A 446-nucleotide genomic window follows, 5' to 3' on the forward strand; every position below is an offset into this window, starting at 1 on the left:
TTTTTTTTCAATTCTAGGGCCATTTGCGTTAATTTATGCTCTTGTTCTTGTATTCTTTGAAGCAATGCTTTTTCTTGTTCTTTAAATTGAGCGTAAGTTTTATAATCTTGTATGTATTGGGGTTGCTTTTCGTTATTCTCGTAGCGATTAGCTCCACGCTCCATTTTTAAACTTTGTGCGGTTAGGGTTTGTATTTTGCTAAGATTGGCTTTATTCAAACTTGCTTCACGCCTGGCAAGTTGTAAGCCATTGTTATCGAGTGTAAAAAATACTGCGTGGGCGTGATAATGGGTTTGTTTTTCCCCTTTAGCATTCTCACTTACTTCATCTCTATGGATTACAACTTGCAAAGGTGTAAATCCTGTAAGCTCTGCAATTTTTTGCGTAAGCTCTTGGCATTGCTCCATTGTAGTATTTTCGCCGATTTCGTATATAAACTCGTGATA

General features: G+C 36.8%; 1 pseudogene. It reads right to left on the minus strand.

Annotation, left to right across the window (positions count from 1 at the left end):
• A pseudogene (locus tag CCO88_RS10530) lies at positions 1-446 on the minus strand (mobilization protein); the annotation flags it as partial.

This window comes from Campylobacter coli LMG 9860, from assembly GCF_000254135.1.
Taxonomy (GTDB): Bacteria; Campylobacterota; Campylobacteria; order Campylobacterales; family Campylobacteraceae; genus Campylobacter_D; species Campylobacter_D coli.